General features: G+C 49.3%; 12 protein-coding genes. All 12 read right to left on the reverse strand.

What is annotated here, in order from left to right; translation table 11 throughout:
* Positions 1 to 29: 29 nt before the first annotated feature.
* Positions 30 to 1,904, reverse strand: a complete 1,875-nt coding sequence (locus B5M42_RS18775) for a DEAD/DEAH box helicase (RefSeq protein ID WP_134751703.1) — start codon at positions 1,902 to 1,904, stop codon at positions 30 to 32.
* Between the two features lie 24 nt (positions 1,905 to 1,928).
* Positions 1,929 to 2,330 carry a glycosyltransferase family protein gene (locus B5M42_RS18780; RefSeq protein ID WP_134751701.1) on the reverse strand — a complete coding sequence of 134 codons (402 nt, stop codon included), beginning with the start codon at positions 2,328 to 2,330 and terminating at the stop codon, positions 1,929 to 1,931.
* Positions 2,331 to 2,380: 50 nt separating this feature from the next.
* A complete protein-coding gene (locus tag B5M42_RS18785; RefSeq protein WP_134751699.1) occupies positions 2,381 to 3,106 on the reverse strand; it encodes a response regulator in 726 nt (241 codons plus the stop codon).
* Entirely contained in the window at positions 3,107 to 4,267 is a 1,161-nt protein-coding gene (locus B5M42_RS18790) for a sensor histidine kinase (protein WP_134751697.1), read from the reverse strand.
* An 88-nt stretch (positions 4,268 to 4,355) separates the two neighbouring features.
* Positions 4,356 to 6,971: a stalk domain-containing protein gene (locus B5M42_RS18795; protein WP_134751695.1), complete on the reverse strand. Its 2,616-nt coding sequence runs from the start codon at positions 6,969 to 6,971 to the stop codon at positions 4,356 to 4,358.
* Positions 6,972 to 7,166: 195 nt separating this feature from the next.
* Entirely contained in the window at positions 7,167 to 8,372 is a 1,206-nt protein-coding gene (metK, locus tag B5M42_RS18800) for a methionine adenosyltransferase (protein WP_134751693.1), read from the reverse strand.
* 175 nt (positions 8,373 to 8,547) lie between these two features.
* Positions 8,548 to 8,823 (reverse strand): alpha/beta-type small acid-soluble spore protein, encoded by a 276-nt coding sequence (locus B5M42_RS18805; RefSeq protein WP_134751691.1) that lies wholly within the window; start codon positions 8,821 to 8,823, stop codon positions 8,548 to 8,550.
* An 87-nt stretch (positions 8,824 to 8,910) separates the two neighbouring features.
* Positions 8,911 to 9,462 carry a hypothetical protein gene (locus tag B5M42_RS18810; protein WP_134751689.1) on the reverse strand — a complete coding sequence of 184 codons (552 nt, stop codon included), beginning with the start codon at positions 9,460 to 9,462 and terminating at the stop codon, positions 8,911 to 8,913.
* Between the two features lie 139 nt (positions 9,463 to 9,601).
* On the reverse strand, positions 9,602 to 12,757 hold the full coding sequence (locus tag B5M42_RS18815) for an S-layer homology domain-containing protein (protein WP_134751687.1): 3,156 nt from the start codon (positions 12,755 to 12,757) through the stop codon (positions 9,602 to 9,604).
* Positions 12,758 to 13,220: 463 nt separating this feature from the next.
* Positions 13,221 to 17,150 (reverse strand): S-layer homology domain-containing protein, encoded by a 3,930-nt coding sequence (locus B5M42_RS18820; protein ID WP_167689773.1) that lies wholly within the window; start codon positions 17,148 to 17,150, stop codon positions 13,221 to 13,223.
* Positions 17,151 to 17,311: 161 nt separating this feature from the next.
* Positions 17,312 to 18,424: a glycosyltransferase family 4 protein gene (locus B5M42_RS18825; RefSeq protein ID WP_134751683.1), complete on the reverse strand. Its 1,113-nt coding sequence runs from the start codon at positions 18,422 to 18,424 to the stop codon at positions 17,312 to 17,314.
* A gap of 146 nt (positions 18,425 to 18,570) precedes the next feature.
* On the reverse strand, positions 18,571 to 19,323 hold the full coding sequence (locus B5M42_RS18830) for a WecB/TagA/CpsF family glycosyltransferase (protein ID WP_134751681.1): 753 nt from the start codon (positions 19,321 to 19,323) through the stop codon (positions 18,571 to 18,573).
* Between the last annotated feature and the right edge of the window lie 15 nt (positions 19,324 to 19,338).

Genomic DNA, 19,338 nt, shown 5'->3' on the forward strand with positions numbered 1-19,338 from the left:
TGAGCTTGCCCAGCTTTTCCAGCCCATCTTCACGCTCCCCCATCCCCCGTCTCCAAGTATCCGTGCCTGCGGGCTATCCGGTTCATCTGCTTGATCTGTCTGACCGCTTCCCGCTGTGAACGCGTCGTCTCCCTTGCTGCAAAGCATACGATACCAGCCGGGTCATCCTTGGAACGACCGGCTCTTCCCGCCATCTGAATCAATGAAGCTTCATCAAACAGACCGGAATCTGCATCCAAAATAAAGACATCCGACTTCGGCACCGTGACCCCCCGCTCCAAAATCGTCGTAGTAACAAGCAGTCGCGCCTGCTTCTCGCGAAATCGGATCACCTTTTCGCCGCGCTCTCCATCCTTGGATGACGTACCTTCCATCCCTTCCGACCAATCGCTCAATTCTCTACAGTTCCGCAAGAGAGCGAGCAGCGGATCAACCAGTCGAATCGCCGGCACAAAAACAAATACCTGAGCGCCTCGTTGCAAGGAGGCTTGCAATTTTCGCAGCAATACAGCAGGCAGACCACCTGAATCAATCGCTTTCTGCAGCCCGCCGAAGGGTACAAAACCGGGTACGGGAAGCGGCTTGCGGTGATAACGGACCGGCACCTTGGCATGGGCCATGCGTCCGAGCCAGGCAGCTCTGCGGACTGACCGTGGCGGCGTAGCCGAAAGCAGAACGGTACAAGCTTGCGGTTTACAGACACGCTCCGCAGCGTATTCAAGCATCGGATTGTTGTGAAAAGGAAACGCATCGATTTCATCGATAATCACCAGATCAAAAGCCGCATCCAGCCGCAGCAGCTGATGAGTGGTAGCCAGTGTGATATCTCCCCGCTCCCATCGTTCTGCACTGCCCCCGTATAGCGTCACCACTTTATATGCTGCAAAAGCTCTGCCAAGCCGCGGCTGAAGCTCAAGCACAACATCCTTGCGCGGTGTAGCGACAAGTACTCGTTGCCCGCTTGCAATAGCATACTGGATAAAAGGAAAAATCATCTCCGTCTTGCCGGCTCCCGTTACCGCCCAGATGAGGAAGCGCCGCATATTCGCCGCCAGCTCTTTGTCGGAATTCATCGGTTTTTGTAAAGTGGCCATAAAATGCAAGCCGCTTGACGAAGCGGCATACTGGGCGGGGCTAAGTCCCCAGCCGTCCAGACACGCCTCCGGCGAAGGTGGCTTGACCGCTGTCGCTACATTCAAGTCAGCATGCGGGGGGCTATAGCCGCTTAGCAAGAACGAACAACTGCGTACCCGCCCCATCGTCAAGCATGCTTCGCAATAAGGACACAGTTGTCCGCACTCGATACAATTTGCCATATACAGCTCCGAGGAGCCGCAGCGTCGGCAAATCCGCTTCTCCTCCTTCCGCCAAATCGAAGGAAAAATTCTTGTGTACATTGTCCGCAAACCAGTCTCCAGCTTCAGCTGCTTCCTGAGCAGCCCTAACTGCAGATACCGTCGGCGCTGCGCCTCGCTCAAATTGAGCTGCAGGTGCTCCAGCAGTAAGCACAGCTCTTCCGCCAGCAAGGAACGGCCCTGGCAGGCCTGCAAGATCTGCTCATAGGTGCTCATATCCAGACCCAGCTCCGCTTGAGGGAGAGCACAACGCTGCTTCAACCGAAAATCATCGGCCCTTGATTGGGGAATCCCGCAGACCAAAGCTGCTTGCCTGATCGTTTCCTGCGCCTCCTGCGTGCGCATGATCCGCTGTTCCCAGTCCGGCACGGCATTTAAACGCTTCAGCAGCCGCTCCGCTTGTCCAAAAGAAACAAAAGGCTCGAGCACGTAGAGGCCGGCGTCGGCGTCCTTGTGTTCGAACCTGTATGAAAGGTCGACTTGCACATCCAGCGAATAGTCCCATGACCAGCCGGATTGCAGCTTTTCCGCATATAATTGTACGATCAATCGCTCACCTTTTCTTGTAAACGTTTACCCTTGATACAAGGGGATCTTTTGCAAGTCGTCGCGATTGCCTAAATGCATGACAATCACGGGATCCTTATCGTGCTTTTCCAGCCAGTTCTCTAACGTTGCTTGCGAGCTTAGAGTCTCCAAGCGCACCTCATGGGTTTGTGCCAAGCGCCTCACAATACTGATCGTATCGTCGGATGAACCTTCGTCCAGCACAGTAGCGGCAATCGGTTTTCCGCGCATATTGGAGAAAAAAAATAAAGAGCGAATATACCATTCAATGTGATTTTGATTGTTTTTCGTAATCAGCACGACTCGCGTGCTCTTCTTGGCGACATTCCTGCGGATGCCGAACAAGATGTGCAGCAGGGCGATGCTAACGCCGTAACAACCGACAATCCATAGCAGTCCTATCCACATCGCGGCTCCCTCCTTGCCCCTATTGTATGCAAGAAAGGAGGGAGTGGTTCCTAGAGCGTTACCCAGCCGTTTTTGATCGCGATAATTACCGCCTGCGTGCGGTCGTCGACTTCCATCTTTTGCAGGATGCTGCTCACATGGTTTTTGACTGTTTTTTCACTAATGTAAAGGAATTCGCCAATCAGCTTATTGCTTTTGCCTTCAGCCATCAGGCGCAACACCTCAGCCTCACGTTTCGTCAGCGGACTGTTGGCGTTATGTATATACTTGAGGCCCGCGTCCTTCACGCCCTGGCCTGGTCCCACAACACCTGCATCGTCCAGATACGTCATACGGCGCAGCTGATTAATCAGCTTGCCGGTAACCTTGGGGTGAATGTACGCGTGCCCGGCAACAACGGAGCGAATCGCATTAATGAGCGATTCTGCTTCCATGTCCTTCAGCAAATAACCCGATGCACCCTTGCGCAGCGTTTCAAACACGTAGCTCTCATCGTCGTGAATGGAAAGAATAATGACTTTCACATCCGGGAAAATTAGTTTCAGGCGTTCGGTCGCTACCACGCCGTTCTCCAATGGCATATTGATATCCATCAGCACAATATCCGGGGTAATCTGGTTGCAGAGCTCGATGACCTGGATACCGTCCCCGCATTCCCCGATCACTTCCATATCCTCTTCCATGTTGATGATTCGTTTGACACCTTCGCGAAAGAGCTGGTGATCGTCCGCGATAATAATCCGGACGTTGCGTTTAAGAGTAGCCGCGTTATCCATCTAATTTTCCTCCTTGTTCTCTGCGCCGCTTATCGGGATATGCATCGTAATTTTGGTGCCGGAGCCCTTCTCTGAATCAATGTCCATCTTGCCTTCCAACAGCTCCAAGCGTTCTCTCATGCCTAGCAGGCCGAAGTTGTTTCCTTTCGTAATACGTTGCTCCGTCTGCTCCACATCAAAACCGACCCCGTTATCAACCAAATGAATCTTGACCTGTTCACGGTCTATGGTGAACTCTACGGAAACATAAGTAGCTTTGGAGTGCTTCAGCACATTGGAGAACGCCTCCTGCACCAAACGGAACATGGCGATCTCAAGACCCGACGGGAAACGCGTCTCTCTGCCAACAAGGGTAAATTGCGTGCGAATTTTATGTTTCTCCTCGAAATCCTGCACATACTTGCGCAGAGTCGGAACGATTCCCAAATCGTCAATCGCCATCGGACGGAGGTTGAAAATAATTTTCCGCACCTCTTCCAAGCCGCTACGCACCTGCCCCTTCAGATCAATAAGCTCCTCCCGGACAGAACCGAACTGTTCCTTCACGATCATCCGCTCGGCAATTTCCGTGCGAAGCACGACATTGGCCAGCGTTTGGGCCATCCCGTCGTGAATTTCCCTGGCGATGCGCTTGCGTTCCTCTTCCTGCGCCAAGATGATTTTTAACCCCAGCAGCTGTCTATTCTTTGCGGATTCCAAAATCCGTGTAACTTGATTCAAATCTCCTGATAAATACTCCAAGACGACATTCATTTGCGAGACGATGGTTTCAGCGCGCTCTACCTGCTTCTCGACGTTTTTAATCCGTTGCTGCAGATCGTTGCGCCGAGCTTTCAAATGGTTTTCCTTTTCCCGGGCGACCGTTAGCTGCATCTGCATCGCAATGGCCGCTTCATAGGCCGTTTTGATATCCTCTTCCCGGTAGCGGTTAAAATCCCGGCTGACCTCTGTCAGACGAATACGCGAGCGCTTGTAGTCCTTTTCCAGCTTGTCCACCAGATCGATCGTTACACTCGTTTCGGCTTTCACTTCTTCCAATTCGCGCGTTAACGATTCCCTTTCGATCCGCGAGGTTTCCGCAATCTCGAAAATCTGGTACTTACTGCTTTCCATGACGTTGATGGCGTTTTTAATAACTCGATCGAGAGCGTCCGGCTGCAAGTGGCACAAGCTCCTTTTAGAAAATGAAATTGGTCTGCCCTATATTGTAACATAATTCAACAAAATTGTTTTGTACTTATAGCCCTATTTATTCGAGCGTGATAATTTGACCCTTGGGCTCCCAGCCTACCTTCCATCCGAGCTTTTCGGAAATCAAACGCAGCGGCACCATCGACAAGTTGTTCATAATCCGCGGCGCCACCTCAGCCGTAACCCGATCCCCATTCACATTCAGATCAGGATCGTCAATCCATAGCTCGATCATCTTGTCCCCGCGAGTAATCGTTACCTTCCGCGTTGCGTCCTCCCACTTCACAGTTCCGCCCAATGCTTCCGTAACAAAACGGATCGGAATCATTGTATTATCATTAATAATGACCGGCGCCTGCTCCAGCGTCAACGACGTATTGTTCAGAGACACGGCACGCTTATTGACAGTCAGCTTCACCTTATTCATTGGAAGTGCTGCGAGTTGACCTTTATACACGAAAGATACATCGTCAAAACTGATTTGACCCTTCAGCGCTCTTTCATCCTGCCCCTGCTCAGGATTGGTGATATACAAGCTTTTCAGCGTAATCGGGAATTTCAGACCGCTCAGGTCGGCGCTTAGCTTCTGCCAGCCTGTCCAATTCATATTTTGCGTGAAATCCACACGCTGGATTTTACCGTCTCCGTCGAGCAATTCGGCCCGGAACCAGTTCATGCTACCGTCACCAAGCACCTTGACCATCATGAATTGCGGTTCGCCTTCAATCTGCACGCCGCTTGCTCCATTGAACTTGGCATAAGCTGCTTTTGTTCCGGTTCCCCTCGTAAAATCATAAGTAAGCTGCAAGCTTTTATTGCCGCTATTTGCCCCGACAATCGAAACGTTGGCCACTACCTCGGCCGGATACTGATCGGCTGTCGTCATATAGCCTGTTGTGTCCAGATCATACCAAACCTTTTCCTGACCTACAGGTATCGTCTGCATCGTGCTATAACCATCGTAGGTGGCTGTGATCCGGGCGGAATCCGTACCGGAAACTCCCGTAACCTGTAAAACGCCATCTTTCACCGCGCCTTGTACACCAGATACGCTCCATTGAACCAGATTCGGCGGAATGTCACGTTTCACACCGCTTGTGGTAGTCGCCGTAATCGACAGCTTATAAGTGCCGCCAGCCGTGATTGCCGAGTTGCCTGCATTAATTTTTAGAGATGCCAGCTGATTCCGGCCAATAATCTCGACCTCCGCAGAAGCGGTCCCTTGACCCGATGCTGCGTTCAGTTGGGCTTTACCCGGTTTCGTTGCAGTAAATACATTGTCCTTCATTGAGCCCAGCCCGGAAGCCGTCGTCCATTGCACAGGCAAGCCATCCGTCACAAGCGGATTGTAATATTCGTCATAGGCTTTAACTTGATAAGTGCCGGATTCATTGATAAAAAGAATAGTAGGCCCTTTGACGATAAGTCCCTTCACACCCGTTCCTTTAGGTGCCGTTGAAAATACCCCGACACCGTTGACGACATTGCGCATCGTTCCGTTCTCCGGCTTGTCCGCCAGCTTGGTGTCGAATTCCCCAAGCGGCCGCGTAACCAGCTGCGTGGAACCCCCACCGTCCAGCACCATGCCCTTCCATACGCCAGCCTGAATCATCACCTGCTGCAGCTCGGGAATCGTCAGCCCCTTGCTTGTTCCGCTGTTGTCCGCAGTAACCAGATAGGCCTTTTTTTCATCTTTAGAGTAGCCGATCGCCGTTCGCGAACGATAACGGTACCCGTCAAAACCAGTAATATTTCGTGAAAAATTGCTCGGCTGTCCTTCAAACACCAGCAAGGAGTTACCGCCAATCATCATTTTGAACTGAGTCCAGTCATAGCTGTTCCAAGGATCGTGTGCCTGCATATCGTAGTTGGCTGTGATCGGATCGCCTTCTTTTAGATGTGCCGCGATAAACTCCATCGCTTTGCCTGAGCCGCGGAGGATGTAGCCGTCCGCAGGAGCAATCATGTCGATAATGCCGTTGATCGCGATTTTCTTGATGATCCCGTTTTGCACCAAGACTTCAGTAGGCACATTAACGCCGTCAATGGCGCGATAAGTTTGGCCCCATGCATCGGTATACATGAACAACCCGTCTGCATGGCTCGGGGTCCCGTCGTCATACCAATAATAAGTTTTATTGATACCTCCGAGCTCAAAGGAAGCTCCGTCCTTCGCCGTTATCGTTCCATGAAAATCAAAAGTATCGATGATCGGTTTATTATCCTTCGTTAGCGCAAAAGAATACAAGCCGGGAATCTTGGGCGGAGTGGCCATGACCTCACCACTGGTAATCTGCGGCCCTTCAGGCACGCCTTCAGCCTGCGTATTGTAGAAATCCGCATTGATACCGGCTACCGCCCCTGTATCTTTCGTCATCCCAAGTACATTTTGCTTTTTGGTGAATTGATTTTTTGTCCCTGCCATTGCATCCAGCGTAACGTTCGGGTTCGTTAAATCCACCTCTACAATATTGGCATTGACGGTTACCGCTTTACCGCTTCTGGTCGTATTCCACACATATCGTTTCAGCACAGCTCCCGACGTGATGATTTCCTGCGAGCCTAACGTCAAGGTTGAGTCGGCAGCTTTGCCCGTTATCGGAAAGGATACCCATAATTGCAACGCCAGTGCGCAAGCCAGCGCACCTTTGCCCCATTGCTTGTATAAACTCATGTTGCTTTTCCACGCTCCTCTATCAGCCTAGTTAAATTATTAACCCTATACATTAGACTCTGAAACTATGGAAAAAGTTACGATAATACCAGATTGTAAAATATTGAAATACAATGGACATAAAACGCAAAAAAAGGCTGCCCGATCCGAAGAATCGAGCAACCCTGCTTGAGCCGCTTGGGGAGTGCTATGCTATTAAACGAGCGCGTCTGCTTTTAACAGATCAGCTTTATCCGTACGTTCCCAAGGTACGTTCAGATCGTTGCGGCCAAAATGGCCGTATGCTGCCGTTTGACGATAAATCGGACGACGCAAATCCAGTTCTTTAATAATTCCCGCCGGACGAAGGTCAAAATGCTTGCGAATCAGCTCCACCAGCTTGTCCTCCGAAATTTTGCCTGTACCAAAGGTATCTACAGCAATCGATACAGGTCTTGCAACACCAATCGCATAAGCCAGCTGAACCTCACACTTGTCAGCGAGACCGGCAGCAACGATATTCTTCGCAACATAACGCGCCGCGTAGGCGCCGGAACGGTCCACTTTCGTAGGATCTTTACCGGAGAACGCACCGCCGCCGTGACGTGCATAGCCCCCGTAAGTATCTACGATAATTTTGCGGCCCGTCAGACCAGCGTCCCCTTGAGGTCCGCCGATAACGAAACGACCTGTCGGATTGATAAAATATTTCGTATCTGCATCCAGGAATTGCTCTGGAACGATTGGACGGATCACATGCTCTTTAATGTCAGCTTGGATTTGTTCCAAAGTGACGTCTTCACTGTGCTGAGTGGAAACCACAATGGTATCGACACGCACAGGCTTGTCTCCATCATATTCGACCGTTACTTGCGTTTTGCCATCCGGACGAAGATAAGGCAATGTGCCGTTTTTGCGAACCTCGGTCAATCTTCTCGCCAATTGGTGAGAAATCGAGATCGGCAGCGGCATCAGCTCCGGTGTTTCGTTAACCGCGAATCCGAACATCAACCCTTGATCGCCTGCACCGATCGCTTCGATTTCTGCATCCGACATTTGCCCTTCTCTGGCTTCAAGCGCCTTATTGACGCCTTGCGCAATGTCAGGGGACTGCTCATTCAGCGAGACCAATACAGCACAGGTTTGCGAGTCAAAGCCGAATTTGGCTCTCGTATAGCCAATTTCCTTGATGGTTTTTCTGGCGATGGCTTGAATATCCACATATTCCGAGCTGGATGTGATTTCTCCAATCACCAACACCAAACCTGTAGCAACCGATACTTCACAGGCTACGCGTGCATTAGGATCATTGGATAAAAAAGCATCCAGCACTGCGTCCGAGATTTGGTCGCAAATTTTATCAGGATGTCCCTCAGTTACGGACTCCGATGTAAATAAACGTTTACCGCGTTCATTCGACATTCTACTTCTAACCTCCTAAACAATATTGAGTATGTATGATGTAATGTGCATACGTAATACACAAAAAATGAACCTTTTCCGCTGGGAAAAGGTTGCGAGGCATGACCTTCAATTTTATATGTTACTTTAATTGTTCCCTACTGTCAATTCAACAAAATATAAAGAATTTTTATGATTACAGGGTAAATAAAACCTCTTCCGCCTTCTGAATCAAACGTTTGGTGATGCTGCCGCCAACAGCTCCTGCATCCCTTGAAGCAATATGGCCCCAGTAATCTTCTTTAATTGAAGCGCTCGGAATAGCTCCTAATTCCGTCGCAAATTCCGTATCGGCATGAGCCAGCAGCTGCTTACCGACCGGCAGACCAAGCTCTGCAGCAATTTCGTACTTCATAATATCCAGCGCTTGCTTCGATTCAGGAACCACCTTGACGTTATTGCTTCTCGCCATGTACATCGCCTCCTCATGTAGTATGGCTTTAGTATGACCGTGAGGGCGAAGCTCAACCCGCATAAGATGTTGTCAGCGAGGGTAAAATTATGGTGTGACTGTGCTGCCATCCGCATTCAACAGTAAATAACTGCCGCGGACCATCACATAAATGTCAGCTGTATTTTTAGCCGCCGGTTTAATGCCTCGTCCTTCACGCGGGAAGATTAGCAAATGATTCGTTGAGATTTCGGAGCCGGCTGCGATATCCTTCCCACCCGTAACATCTGGAATGCCGTTCTCGTCGTTGCTTACAGCAATCGTTCGTCCGGTACGCACAATAAATTCACAGCCTTCACCAGCATACAGCGTCTGACCGGCCTTCAGTTGAATAACCGTGATGCTGCCGGCGCCGTTTGTTGATCCATTACCCGGTGAAGGAGTTGGTGTGGCCTGAGGATTTGAGCTTGTATTCTTGGCTATGGCCTCTGCAATGAGCTGCTTGACCTTATCTTCGCTTATCGTGTTTTTATCAAAGTAACTTTTCGTAATGACCGGATCATCCGAAGATCCAGGTGTCGGAGCTTCAGCCTCCGATGTGGGAGCATACGCATTGATAAGTAAAAAAGCCGCTAGCAGCCAAACGATCCGTTTTTTCATTATAGACCTCCGTAGGCTCGTTATTCTAAATGAATTTCTAACTAAATCCATCGTGTAAATTCAATAAGCTTGAATAAATTGAGTTAAAAAAAGAAGACCCCTAAGGGTCTTCTTTCGGAAAAGTTAGGATTCCAAGTGATTAAGGTTGAGTGTTAACCAGCAGGATGGATACCGATTTGCCGTTTGGAGCAATTGCAGTAACCGTAAACTCTTTAACAGAGGATGGTACGTTAGTGATTTCACCTGTTACCGAGTTAATAGTTACCATACCGGAACCAGTAACTACTTTCACTGTGTAACGCAGACCCAGAACTGCATCGTATTTTGCAATATCAGCATTCGTGTACTCAATGCCATATTGGTCAGTTACTTTCAGTTTGTTGTCACCGTCAGTGAAGAAGTCGTAAGCAAAACCATTTGCAGAGAAGTTGTTATCAGTTTTGCCAGCTGTGAGCTTATCGACAGTAATCGAATCAGCTTTAACTGTGATGTCTTGGCTCAGGCTAACAGTCTCACCATTGTTTTTGTAAACGATGGCTGTAACTGTTGCTGTACCAGCTTTGTTACCCAATACGAAGCCGTCACGGTCTGGAGTTGGATTAGCTACTGCCAGAACATTAGGGTTAGAAGACGAAATACCACGAACGTAATTGTAAGGCAGTTTCACTTTGTTACCAGCGGAGTCCTTAGCAATTACAGTCAGAGTTTTGTCAAATTGGCTATCGCCAGCAGCAACGTTCTCACCAGCAATCAGAGCTGTCGAGATTTGATCTTGAGCCGCAAACAGCGTTCCAACTGTATCCAAGGAATATGTCAGAGCTGTATCGGATTTGATCGATTCAAACGTGCGCGATACTGCCGAGGAGTAATCGGACCAACCGCCGCCATTTGTTTGTTTTTGAATCGTTGCTTTCACAGTTACTTTACCTTCAGCACCAGTCGAAGTCAACGTGAAGCCTTTGTTGAAATCGTCAAGCTGAGCAGCAGTAAACGTGTAAGTTTTTGTGCTACCGCTTGTTGTGCTCGAAATAACAGTAGCTGTTTTCAGAGCTGCATTTACACCAGTACCGGAAGTAGTAACGTCAACTACTACTTGGTAGTTCGAAGATTGACCGTTAGCGCTCACGATCGAAGCAGCTACGTTGCCTCTGTCGCTACCGTATTGGTCTTTCAATTGGAATACCAAGTCATCACCAGCGCCCAAAATTGCTTTAGGAGCATTCTCAGTAGCAACAGCAATGCGCTCAGGCACTCTTACATCTGTAACTGGGATGCTAGCTTGAACAAAGCTATTTGTTTGCGACTGATTGATTTGACCAGAGATATAGACCTTGCTGTTTACGCTGTTGTAGACAGTAGAAGGTGCTACCGGAGCATTAAACGTAATTTTCAGTTTGCCTTTGTCAACACCAGTTGCAACGATTCCTGTAGTAGCAGCGTTGCTTGCAGTGAAGTTAAAGCGGTTAGCTGCAGCATTGTCAGCTACGTCTTGAGCGGACAACTTGTTGCCGTTAGCGTCATAAGCAGTCACAGGCACCAGAACCGAAGAATCGTCAGCCGAGAGAGTGATTCCCGAAACATCAAATTCTACTTTCGTAGCCAAGTTGGAGGCACCAACACTTACAGTTGCACTTGCGGAAGAAGCACCACCGAAAATGTTAACAGTATAGTCATTGTTTTTGTCGACTTTAGCGGCAAGCTTAACTTGAATGCGAGCATTGTCGCTATCGTCAAACAGGTCACCAACTGCCAGAGATGCGCCAGCTTTAACTACTGTCAGGTTAGCTTCATAAGGAGTAATAACTGGGTTGATGTTGCTAGCTTGAATTTCTGGAGTACCGCCAGTGAATTGTGCTTTAACCAGCTTGTTTCCGTACTGGTCGTACATTGTCAATGGAATATCGGCAGTTTCATCAGCAGCGGAAAGCTTAGTACCGCCGTTCGAATAAGTTACTTTACCAGCTTCAATTTTCGTCAAGAGAGGTACTGTACCTACTTTGAAGTTTTTGGAAGCTGTTACCGCACTGTTGTTATAATAAACAGTGACAGGGATAATGCCGTTACCTTGTGTCACGCCTGGAGTACCTTTAACATCAGCGTTGATCACAAAGTTACCTGCATCGTTCTTTTTCATAGCTACGTTAGTACCGGAAACAAGTGCTGTAAAGTTGGAAGCGCCCAGGGAAACTGCTTCACCATATTGGTTAGCTGCTTTAACTTCCAGAGATACCGAGTTGCTGTATGGCAGCGTATCATTAGCAGATACGAAGTCGATTTTGGAAACTTGCTCGTCTTGAGCTGTAAATGTTGCAGTTGTTTTGTCAACTGCCGCTGCATCCAGACCGCTAAGTGTTACTGTGTAGTCACCAGCGCCAAGGCGAGTATCCAAGCTCAATGTAGCGGATTTTTTATCGTCGCTCCATTTCGTTGTGGAACCAACTGCCAGCGAACCTTTGGTCAGAGCCAGTTTCGCCTTTGCAGTGTCAACAGCTTTGTCCAGCGTTACAGTTACTTGGTATACGCCAGTTGCTTTTGCTTCTGCAACGGAAACTTTCTCAGGAGCGTTGATTTCGGAGTAAGCTTGTTGACCGCCGTAAGCACCTACTACCAGGTCAGCGCGAGTTGCCAGTTTGGAACCGTCAGTGCCTTCTGGCAGAACTTTTTTGTTAACAGCTTGTTTCACAGCGTCAGCGTACCAAGGAGTGCCGCTCATGTCTGGTTTCACGCCAAGGCCTTTAACCAGTGCAGTTGCGAACTCGCCCAGTGTTACGTTAGCGCCTGGGTCAAACGATGTGTCGGATTTACCATCGATCAGGCCTGCTTTTTTAGCAGCTTCGATGAATTTGATTGCCCAGCCGTTAGCTGCGTCGTCAGCTTTAACGTCAGCAAAGCTGGAAGCTGTTACGCTGTCGTCAACTTTAACGCCGTAGATCAGCGTCAGAACTTTTGCGAATTGAGCGCGAGTCATGTTCTCGTCGATACCGAAGGAATCGTCGGAAACACCTTCAAACACGCCTTTCGACAGCAAAGCGTCGATTTTAGCTTTCAGAGCTGCGTCGATACCAGCAAGATCTTTAAAGTCTGCGGATGTTTTAGCAGCAGCAGCTGTAGTTGCGGAAGTGCTAGTTGTTGTAGCAGCTTCGTCAGCAAGAGCTACCGAGGAAAACATCGAAAACGCCATAGCTGCAGTTGCGATAACTTTTAAACTTTTCTTCATAACCTTTTTTTCTCCTCCTCGAATATCTTTCGTTTTATTTGAGTTTGTTGTAAACATATTTGAGCTCGAGTTACTCATTGTCCGGTTCACCCCCTTTCCAGAGTTGAGCGTAAATTATAAACTAAGTTCGCTTGCAGCTCTGAAAGGCTGCATTAGAAACTAGTAAACTTCGGTCAGAAAGATAGACACTCGCACCATTTAACATTATACATGGGTCGAATACCGTCGTAAAGAGTTATTTTCTGAACAGCCTGCCAAATGCCTGCCAATTCGCTAACTCTTTATTCTTTCTTTGTTTTCAAAGTATTAAACGCAGCACTCTTGAAAAAGTTGCGTTCCGAAGCAAAAAACTTTTTTTTCTTTTGAATCGCTGCTCGCTTGCTTCTTCCGTGTAGCCTTTCGTGTATCATCTCGGCTACGAAACTTAGTATACTATGATCTATCACCTTCGTCATCACTTAGTATTTTCCATTCAGAAAAGAGCCGATCCGCGGCGTTTAGCTCATCGAATCGGCTCTCTGTTGAGTACTGTATTCAGCGATTAGTTCAAATTCGTCGGGAATACCTTCGTATACTTTTGCAGCAATCGTACAGCAATCTGACCTGCTTCTGCGCGCGTCAGGTTTGCAGTCGCATCGAAACGCACTGTAGCTTTCTTCTGGCCAGCTTGCAGCTCATTCGGCTTGCCGACCATGATGCCGGCCTTATTTACAGCTTCAATGGCCGGTCGGGCATAATAGGAGAACGTCGAGGCGTCTGTAAAGGACTTAGCCAGATTCGCTCCCAGCTTGTCGTCATTCGTAGATAGCTTGATTTCCAGCGCACGCGCAATCATCGTTGCTGCCTGCTCCCGCGTGACCTTCATATCGGCTCCAAAGAAGCGATTGTCCAGGCCCGTGACGATACCCGTTCTGGCTGCAGTTTCGATGTGGGCGTAATCCCAAGTCAACGATCTTGCACCCGGCCCGATTTCAAAGAAAGTCGGGTTGTTATCGTAATTCAACGGAATGTTCAATGCTTTCACCAGCAAAGTGGCAAATTCGCCGCGTGTCGTCAAGTCATCTGTGCCGAACGTATCAAAGCGCAGATTAGGCATGATGCCTTTGGCAAACAGCGCTTCAAGAACGTTGCGCGCCCACGGATGGGCTGTGATATCTGTGAAGCCGTATCTTAATTTGGTGACCATGTAGTAACCGAAATCATCAAACGGAACAGTGATCGTATTTTTCTTAGCGTCGACTTCACCGCCAAGATTTGTCCATTCACCTTGATCATTAAAGTAGAATACCGTCACTACGGTGCCCGCGGCTTCAACGACGCTGTCGTCATATTTCAAGGTCAGCTTGCCGCGATTGGTCGGAACGACCTTACGGGATGCAGGGAACAATGTGAACGTTCCTTCAACCGAATAAGGAGCCAAACCATTGGTTGCCGGCTTATAAGTAGCCGATCCCTTCACGCCTTCTTCGCCTTCACCGCCAGAAATCCAGTATACAGGCGAAACCCGGCCAAAGTTTCTGCGATTCACTTCACTATTGAAGCGTTGAACGAGCACATCAGGAATCCGGATTACGGATTGACCAAGTGGCGCAGTGGCATCTGTACGCGCATCGATGTCCCGGTTGATGATGTTGCCGTAATCGTTGCGGCGCTCGACGACCCCGTCTGTAGGATCCGCGATGCCGAACAATAAATTCGTCTTATCATAATATTGAGTAACACCGCTTGAAGCATTTACCGACTTGAGAATTGTGCCTTTAGGGAAGGTTAATTCTAAATTCTTATCGAAAATGCTGTGTTTATTCGAGATGGGCTCCATATACTGAGCGTCGGTCTGAATGACGTTGGCATAAGTAACATTGACGGTTTGCGTCAGCGTTCCGCCAGGACGGGTAATCACTACTTTGATTGCCGTGTCTTTCCCTGCCTTCAAGCCAATGAAATCGTAGATGAAGCGGTCATTAAAGTCAGCCCGTTTGGTCGCGTTTGCGCCATTAATGGTTACGCTTGTGGCTCCTTCGGCTTCAACGTCAAAACGGACGAAGTTTTTATTAACGAGAATTTTATTGCCTACAGTCGCCTGCGGCGACAGAATGCGGAAAGGTTCCAGTACGCGCTCGATCTCCAAACGCTGGCTGACCTTGGCTCCAGTTGCATTGGTAACCTCCAGCGTATAGACATGACTGCCTGGAGCATCAAACGTTAAATTGTTAATCCGAAGAACAAAATTATCTTTGCTGCCGCTAAAGTCATACGCTGGTGTAGAACCAAGAGCCGATTTATTAATAATAGTAGGAATCAGCGGTATGCTTGACGGATCGAGACTCAGCACTACGTCTGTACCGCGGCGCAGGACGAGACTGTTAACACCACCCGCTTTAAAAGCAAGATCATAGGTTTTTAAGCTGGTTACATATTTGTCGGTTGTGTATTGAATATCAGGCGTAACCAGGAATACTTGATTCAGCACTGTGTCCGACATCGGCATGGCGCCCAGCGCCGTACGGCCGCCTACCGGCAGCATAATCGGCTGGAAGCGCTCGATGACCGGTACGTTTTTGTCGACCACATAAATTCGAATTTCTTTCGAAATCGTACTTACACTGGAACCGTTCTGATACTTGCCTGTAAACAAGAGCCTGTTTTCCCCTACTGTAAGCGTCGGCTGCGGCAAAGAACTCCGCCTATCACCGATTTGCAGCTGCAGGGCGTTAAAATTGTTGTTGGCGTCGAGATTAAAAACAGTAATCGGTAAGCCGTTCAGAAACAGCTCGTGACCGATCAGATTGTCGAAGCCGACATAGCCGCCGCTGATTTTCAAATCCACCCCTGAACTTCCACTAGGAATCAAACGGGAATCAATTTCAATCGTTTGGCCGTCCACCAGGTTCTCAATCGAGATGAAATTCTTCGATACGTAAGTCACACTGGCCTGAAAATCGGAAACAGAGCCGGTGAACTGGAACCCGATCTTTTGCGAACCGCTTGGAAGTCCGGTGACTTTATAGACTTTTTTCTTCGTATTCACTATGGTATGTCCAGCATCGTCATAGTAATCCCCTACGTATGACAGGCTGATCATGGTAGTACCCAATGGAAGCAGCTTACCTGTTAAATCAGGCGTTGCATCGACAGGCGTGTTGGAGCCTTCGATATTTCGATTGGCATCCACGAGGATGTAGAAGTCAGGCTTTAAAATTTCACTGCCGTCCAACGGCTTGGTAGAAATACTGGAGTCAATATCAAAGATGCCGGTAGAAGGAATATCATTGATTGCCGCTGTGTCATCAATCAAAGAAATGCTATTAATTACAGTATCGTTCGGCAGGTACTTAAACTTCGGCACGATAACGCCTCTAAAGCCGTCGTAATACACGTCGAGCGTTACGGATTGACCTTGTGCGTAAGTGCCGGGAGCTGCGCCTGGAACAAAATCAAAGGGATTCGTTGTAAAATCCACGATTTTGAACGCCGGCGTAACGCCGTCGCTGCCCGGTACATCGATCGAGGAAGAAACCGTGTCGATGCCGACTGGTGTGTTATTGATTTGAAGCGTTGTGTTGCCCACAGTAAACGGAACCACACTGTACGGAACAAGCATTTGAATGTTCAAAACACCCTGTTCTGCCACACCGTTGTCAGCCGTTAATGTCGGGATGTTGTTCAAAACCGAAACCGTCGTATCTCCCGTATGCGCGAGATCGATCTTGTTGAACGGCTGATTTTTATCAAAATAATAAATCGTTCGGGAAATATTCAAAACGTTCGCGTCATTCTGAATAACCAGATTCAGCGTGTTCAGACCCGCTTTCAAATTAATGGCCGGTGCAAAAAACGTTCCGTCTTCCAGCAACGACGCTTGATAGCCGTTGACAGAAACCTTGGTTGCATTCAAGGCTTGACCTTCCAGAAGAACTTGCTGCGTATCCACAACAATGCTGACGCCCTGATTCAAGTTCGTCGGCGTATTGGCTCCCGACGTCACTTTCAAATAGCTCAGATACGGCACCTCGTCGTACAAGACGTAGAACGTGTCCGTTTTGTCCAAACCGCCCTGGATGCCGGTAAAGCTGATCCGGTTATAACCGGCGTACAACGGCAACGCAGTAGCCGAGAAACGGTTGGAGGATGTCGAGCTTACGCCCTTCGTCGTCGTGCGGTTCGTATCGGTCACCCACCGACCAAGCTCCTGTGAATAGGTCAATTGCTCAACCTTGACCGTCATCGTATCCTTCGAGACATATTGGAACGTACCGTTAATGTCGAGCTTTTGGCTCGTCGTTACAAAGACGTTGCTTCTTTTCAAATCGTTGTTGAGATCCACGACAGTCGAAGACGTCTTCGACAGGTTGGTGTCATCCGGGATAAAAAATGTCGCAGCGGCTTGAACGGTTCCGCTCCAGGCCACAGGTATGAGACTGAATAACAGAGCCGCGATCATCGTCCATGCGATAAATCGATTTTTGCGCATTTCCTTACCTCTCCTTTTCCATATGCTGTACATATGTAGTCATTGTGTCTTATATATCGGCAGAAGCTTCCTCTTTCTTTAGAACATTCCCTTGGGAATATTTCAATAAAAACAAAACCGCCTTCCAACAGGAAGACGGCCGTTATCAAATTCACGCCTCATTATTTGCCCACGCGGTCCGTCTGAACGGATTTACCGACAAGCTTGTTCAAGAAATTGAGAACAGGCTTACGGCTTTTGCTAATGATTCCGATGGCTTCCGCACCGAGCACCATGACCAAAAACAACGCTACAATGATCAGCACCCAGCCCCACAGGATGTTTTGCGACATCAGCATCGAGCAGATGACGGCACTTCCGCCGAAAACGAGCGCGATGCCATAAATGATCAGCACGCTGGTCCGATGGCTGAAGCCGAGCTGCAGCAGGCAGTGGTGCAAATGGCTCTTGTCCGGAGCGGAAATCGGCAGCTTGTTGACGTAGCGCCGCATAATAGCGAAGAACGTATCGGATAAAGGCACGCCCAAAATCATGACAGGGATGAGCAGCGACACGACGGCGGCCTGCTTGAAGCCCAGAATGGACAGGGTCGCCAGAGCAAAGCCGAGGAACAGCGATCCCGAGTCGCCCATAAAAATTTTGGCCGGATGGAAGTTATAAAACATAAATCCTACGATACTGCCTAGCAAAATAACGCTGAGCAGCACCACGGTAACGTTCGGCATCATCAACGCCAGAACCAGAATCGTAGCGGTCGCAATCCCCGATACCCCCGCCGACAAGCCGTCAAGTCCGTCGATCAGGTTAATCGCATTGGATACGCCGACGATCCACAAAATCGTGATCGGAACGCTCAACCAGCCGCCGATGGATAAATTGGATTCCCCGAACGGAATGTTGACCAGATCGATCTTGAGACCAAAGGAAACGACGATGCTCGCTGCGATAATTTGACCGAGCAGCTTCCATTTGGGGGAGAGCTGAAAGCGGTCGTCCAGCGCGCCCGTAATGACGATCACCAGTCCGCCAAGCAGCAAGCCGAAGGCAGCGTCCGAATTGAACGCTTTGAGTGCAGGAGAGATGATGAAGTACGCTCCGACAAAGGCGAGAAAAATCGCAATTCCTCCGAGCCGCGGCATAATTCTCGTATGTACTTTGCGATGGTTTGGCGCGTCGACGGCTCCTACCCAGAAAGCAAACTTTTTGACCAAGGGCGTTAACAGCAATGCCATTACACATGAAGCGATAAACCCGAGCGCGTATAATCCATACATCTTCTTCTTCACAGCTCCTCTTGTTCTTGGGGTGGCAGGTAACCCGCCGAACAAAATTATACTCCCAATCGCCGACAAACTTCAAACCGTTTTTCTTTGAAAATCGCCGTTTTCAGGCTGTTTTCAGGGGATTTTCATAAAGATTTTCATGGTTTTACAACATTCTCTTTCTCGCGAATCACTTTCACTGCGAATTTCGGCAGCACAAGCATTCTTTTGTAGCGCCACGGCTCCTGCAGCAGCCGATAGAACCACTCGAGACGCAGCTTTTGGAACAAAACCGGCGCGCGCTTGAGCTTGCCTGACAAAACGTCGAAGCTTCCGCCTACGCCCATCATGATCGGCACCCGGAGCTGATTCTTGTACTTGGCGATCCAAGGCTCCTGACTCGCTGCCGACCGGCCGATCAGCAGGATGTCCGGTGCCTTGTCCGTAATGTCGCGAATCACTTCGGCATCCTCGGCTTCGGAGAAATACCCATCCCGTACGCCAACGAGCTCCAGCGACGGATACAGCGTCTTTAACCGCTGCGCAGCGGCCTGAATCACGTCCGGAGCCGCGCCGAGGAGATACACCCGCCAGCCCGCGGTCTGCCCCAGCTTCATCAGCTCGTGCAGCAGGTCGTAGCCTGCCACGCGCTCCGCCACGGGCTGTCCGACGTAGCCCGCCGCCCACACGACCCCCGCTCCGTCCGGAACGACCAGTTCAGCCTGCTTCATCATCGTCAGATAAGCCGGATCGTCCAAGGCTGCCATGATCATGATCGGGTTGGCTGTAATGACCTGATGCGGCTGCTTGCGGCGGATCGCTTCCGCCAAGTAATCGAGAGTATGGCGCATGTCCATCCGCGAGACCGGCACGCCGAAAATCGGCACAGTCGGCACATCTTGTTTTTGCATATCGTCTTCATCCTT

This window comes from Paenibacillus athensensis (assembly GCF_004514475.2).
Lineage (GTDB): Bacteria > Bacillota > Bacilli > Paenibacillales > NBRC-103111 > Paenibacillus_AL > Paenibacillus_AL athensensis.

Bases quoted from the DNA above. Each gene is read 5' to 3' on its own strand.
- B5M42_RS18785 (WP_134751699.1), bottom strand. From the start codon at position 3,106: ATGGATAACGCGGCTACTCTTAAACGCAACGTCCGGATTATTATCGCG.
- B5M42_RS18780 (WP_134751701.1), bottom strand. From the start codon at position 2,330: ATGTGGATAGGACTGCTATGGATTGTCGGTTGTTACGGCGTTAGCATC.
- B5M42_RS18795 (WP_134751695.1), bottom strand. From the start codon at position 6,971: ATGAGTTTATACAAGCAATGGGGCAAAGGTGCGCTGGCTTGCGCACTG.
- B5M42_RS18815 (WP_134751687.1), bottom strand. From the start codon at position 12,757: ATGAGTAACTCGAGCTCAAATATGTTTACAACAAACTCAAATAAAACG.
- B5M42_RS18830 (WP_134751681.1), bottom strand. From the start codon at position 19,323: ATGCAAAAACAAGATGTGCCGACTGTGCCGATTTTCGGCGTGCCGGTC.
- metK (WP_134751693.1), bottom strand. From the start codon at position 8,372: ATGTCGAATGAACGCGGTAAACGTTTATTTACATCGGAGTCCGTAACT.
- B5M42_RS18820 (WP_167689773.1), bottom strand. From the start codon at position 17,150: ATGCGCAAAAATCGATTTATCGCATGGACGATGATCGCGGCTCTGTTA.
- B5M42_RS18805 (WP_134751691.1), bottom strand. From the start codon at position 8,823: ATGGCGAGAAGCAATAACGTCAAGGTGGTTCCTGAATCGAAGCAAGCG.
- B5M42_RS18825 (WP_134751683.1), bottom strand. From the start codon at position 18,424: ATGTATGGATTATACGCGCTCGGGTTTATCGCTTCATGTGTAATGGCA.
- B5M42_RS18810 (WP_134751689.1), bottom strand. From the start codon at position 9,462: ATGAAAAAACGGATCGTTTGGCTGCTAGCGGCTTTTTTACTTATCAAT.